General features: G+C 55.9%; 4 protein-coding genes. 3 read left to right on the top strand and 1 reads right to left on the bottom strand.

The window, feature by feature from the left end; genetic code table 11:
- Positions 1 to 394 (top strand): pyridoxamine 5'-phosphate oxidase family protein (locus B2W52_RS13090; RefSeq protein ID WP_286803470.1); only part of this gene is annotated, 394 nt, incomplete at its 5' end.
- Positions 395 to 453: 59 nt separating this feature from the next.
- Here B2W52_RS13090 and B2W52_RS13085 read toward each other — a convergent pair.
- On the bottom strand, positions 454 to 918 hold the full coding sequence (locus B2W52_RS13085; protein WP_273068968.1) for a hypothetical protein: 465 nt from the start codon (positions 916 to 918) through the stop codon (positions 454 to 456).
- A gap of 133 nt (positions 919 to 1,051) precedes the next feature.
- Here B2W52_RS13085 and B2W52_RS13080 point away from each other — a divergent pair, with 133 nt between their 5' ends.
- On the top strand, positions 1,052 to 1,375 hold the full coding sequence (locus tag B2W52_RS13080) for a hypothetical protein (RefSeq protein ID WP_008172380.1): 324 nt from the start codon (positions 1,052 to 1,054) through the stop codon (positions 1,373 to 1,375).
- Between the two features lie 84 nt (positions 1,376 to 1,459).
- Positions 1,460 to 3,054: alkyl/aryl-sulfatase (locus B2W52_RS13075; protein ID WP_286803468.1), on the top strand; the 1,595-nt coding region annotated here is incomplete at its 3' end.

The following is a 3,054-nucleotide window of genomic DNA, read 5'->3' as shown; positions in this document are numbered from 1 at the left end:
TTATCTACACACATTGAACGGCGGACGCTTGTCCCGGCGTCTCGGGTCTGGAGCGTTGCTTTGTATCTCATTCGCAGTGACGAATGAATGGGTGATGACCAAGTCGGCGTTCCATCACAGCGCTAACTACGAGTCACTGGTGTTGTATGGACGGGCTGAGCCGGTAGATGACGATGCCGCCTTTGATGCCGCGTTCCGTGCGATCATCAACCAGATAGAGCCAGGGCGGTGGGAGCATGTCAGGGCGCCGAATGACAAGGAGAGAAAGGCAACGGCATTATTCCGGATACCTATTGAAGAAGGCGCGTTCAAAAGCCGCACCGGCGGTCCGAATGATGATCCGGAGGATCTGGCACTGCCGGTCTGGCATGGGACCCTGCCTGCCGGGGGTTGAGCCTTGGGTACTTGTGGAGTCCGAACATTCTGTAAACTCCGGCCGGGCGATGACGGCTCTCAGGGGCCGGTCTGGTCTTTTGGAGCCATTTTCAGAAATACTCCCAACGATGCCAGGAGTAGAGCGGTGCTCACGATGATAGCAACCGGATAATAGAGATTTCCCGCCAACTCCAGTTGACTGTATTTGATGATCATAATCAGGCCCTCCAAAGACATCGCCACGCAAACTGTGCCTATAAAACGCGGTAATGTTCGTCGCATCATGGTGATGACATCGTGAGATTCTGAGCGCCCGCTGTATTCGGAACGGATAACCATGGCCAGCTCGTATACTGCAAGAGCGATGATGCTCCCGTTGACGCCTTTGATCAGTGCCTGCATGAGCTGTTGACCAGATTTAAGGTCACTGATCACGTCCATGACGGTCGCGCTTACGAGAGCGAACGCCAACACAAAAAACACCAGTGAAAACAGTCGGGCGAACAAGGCTCGCACCGGAATAGCGGCCAGCATGTTGATCATATTGTTTGACCCTCAGCATTGATCGATTCAGGCGCAGGCTACTCCCGGTGCAGTCTGATTTCGCTTAAGGATTGCTCATTCTCTGGTAATCTGATTGATCAAACATGACAACACTCGGAGCGACTCGAGCCCAATGTCTGAAGATTCCTTGAAAACCTTGTCCGACCTTGCCAGCGATGCCCATGCCCGCATTCAGGCCACCCACCAGCACATTAACCCGGTGGTGGAGGTTCGCCGGGGTATGCGTGATGCGGGTATACCGGCGGATGTGATGACTATTGACTGTCTGCGGACCCGCCGAAGGATTACGCTCATACTGCATGATGAACAGCCCGGCACTCTTCTTTACCAGTTCGTGACCATTGAGGATGAGGTAGGGAATGACTTTCAGCAGATGGCGCTCGGCGACATGACGGCGACCAAACTGTTTGGGTGGATTCAGGAGTATTTTGGCTGACTTGCGCAGATTCAGGCCAACTCTGGAGTAAAATCGGGTTAACCAATTACAACAGCTCAATAGGTTTACCGCATGTCTCCAGCCATGAAGATTCTTTTTGCTCCTCTGTTGGGTATTGCTCTGGCCCTGGCGGGGTGTGATTCCAGTCCCGATTCATCTGCAGCCAACAGTGCCGGACACAGTGCGCCGACGGCCACTACCGGCCAGGCCAATCAGGAGGTTCTTGATCAGCGACCCTTCGACAACCGTGATGATTTCGAAAATGCCCGTCGGGGCCTGATTGCCCAGGATCCGGATATTGTTATCGATCATCTTGAGGGTGGTGAAGTCTGGAACATGCCGGCCTATGACTTTATCGATAAGGACGGAGAGAACGCGCCATCCTCGGTAAACCCCAGTCTCTGGCGGCAGGCTGCCCTCAACAATATTCACGGCTTGTTCAAGGTGACCGACGGGCTTTACCAGATCCGGGGTTACGATCTGGCAAATATGTCGATCATCGAGGGCGATACCGGGTGGATACTGGTGGACCCACTGACCGCTCGGGAGACTGCCAGCAAAGCCTTCCTGTTTGCCAGGGAGCACCTCGGCAAAAAGCCGGTGCGGGCGATTCTCTTTACCCACAGCCACATTGACCACTTTGGCGGCGTGCAGGGCATTCTTCAGCACCTGTCAGACGAGGAAAAAGCCAACCTGCGCATTATTGCGCCAGCCGGCTTTGAGGAAGAGGCAACCAGCGAGAACATCATCGCCGGCCCTGCGATGACACGGCGGGCCATGTTCATGTATGGCAAGCGTCTGGAGAGGAATGAGCGCGGCCATGTTGGCACGGGGCTGGGTAAAGGACCGGCGTTCGGCACCTTTGGCTTCGCCCCGGCGACGGATCTGATCAGCGAGACCGGCACGGAACTGGCCGTGGATGGTGTGTCCATGGAGTTCCAGATTGTCTCCGGTTCCGAAGCGCCTGCAGAATTCACCTTCTATCTTCCTGAGCAGAAGGCCTTTTGCGGTGCCGAGCTGGTCAGCCGCAATATGCACAACATCTATACCTTGCGGGGTGCCAAGGTTCGGGATGCCCGGCTCTGGAGCAGCTTTATTGATGAGGCAAAAACCCGATTCTCAGACGCTGATGTGTATTTTGGCAGCCATCACTGGCCGCTGTGGGGCCAGGAGAAGATCCAGGAGTTCCTGGCGGTGCAGCGGGATACCTACAAGTTCATCCACGATCAGACCGTGCGTTTGATGAACCGGGGCGCCACGCCGAGGGAGATCGCCGACCAGCTCAGGCTGCCGCCGGAACTGAACCAGGCGTTTCACAACCAGGGTTACTACGGCACTGTGTCCCACAACGCCAAAGCGGTGTACCAGCATTACCTCGGCTGGTATACCGCCAACCCGGCTCAGCTCAATCCATTGCCTGAAAGCGAATCTGCCAGGCGTTATGTACAGATGATGGGCGGTGCGGACAAAGTGCTGGAAAAGGCGCTCCAGGAATTCGAGGCGGCATCGGATATGAGCGCGACCGAGGGGCGCGACACCTACCGTTGGCTGGCTGAACTGCTCAACCACGTAGTCTTTGCCGAGCCGGCTAATGACGACGCCAAACAACTGCTGGCCAGTGTCTATGACCAGCTCGGTTATCAGGCGGAATCTGCCCCCTGGCGGGACTTCTACCTGAC

The organism is Marinobacter sp. UBA2498 (genome assembly GCF_002341575.1).
Lineage (GTDB): Bacteria > Pseudomonadota > Gammaproteobacteria > Pseudomonadales > Oleiphilaceae > Marinobacter > Marinobacter manganoxydans.
This window is presented reverse-complemented; position numbering and strand designations above follow the sequence as displayed.

Coding starts and splice junctions, on each gene's coding strand:
- B2W52_RS13080 (WP_008172380.1), top strand. CDS start 1,052: ATGTCTGAAGATTCCTTGAAAACCTTGTCCGACCTTGCCAGCGATGCC.
- B2W52_RS13085 (WP_273068968.1), bottom strand. CDS start 918: ATGATCAACATGCTGGCCGCTATTCCGGTGCGAGCCTTGTTCGCCCGA.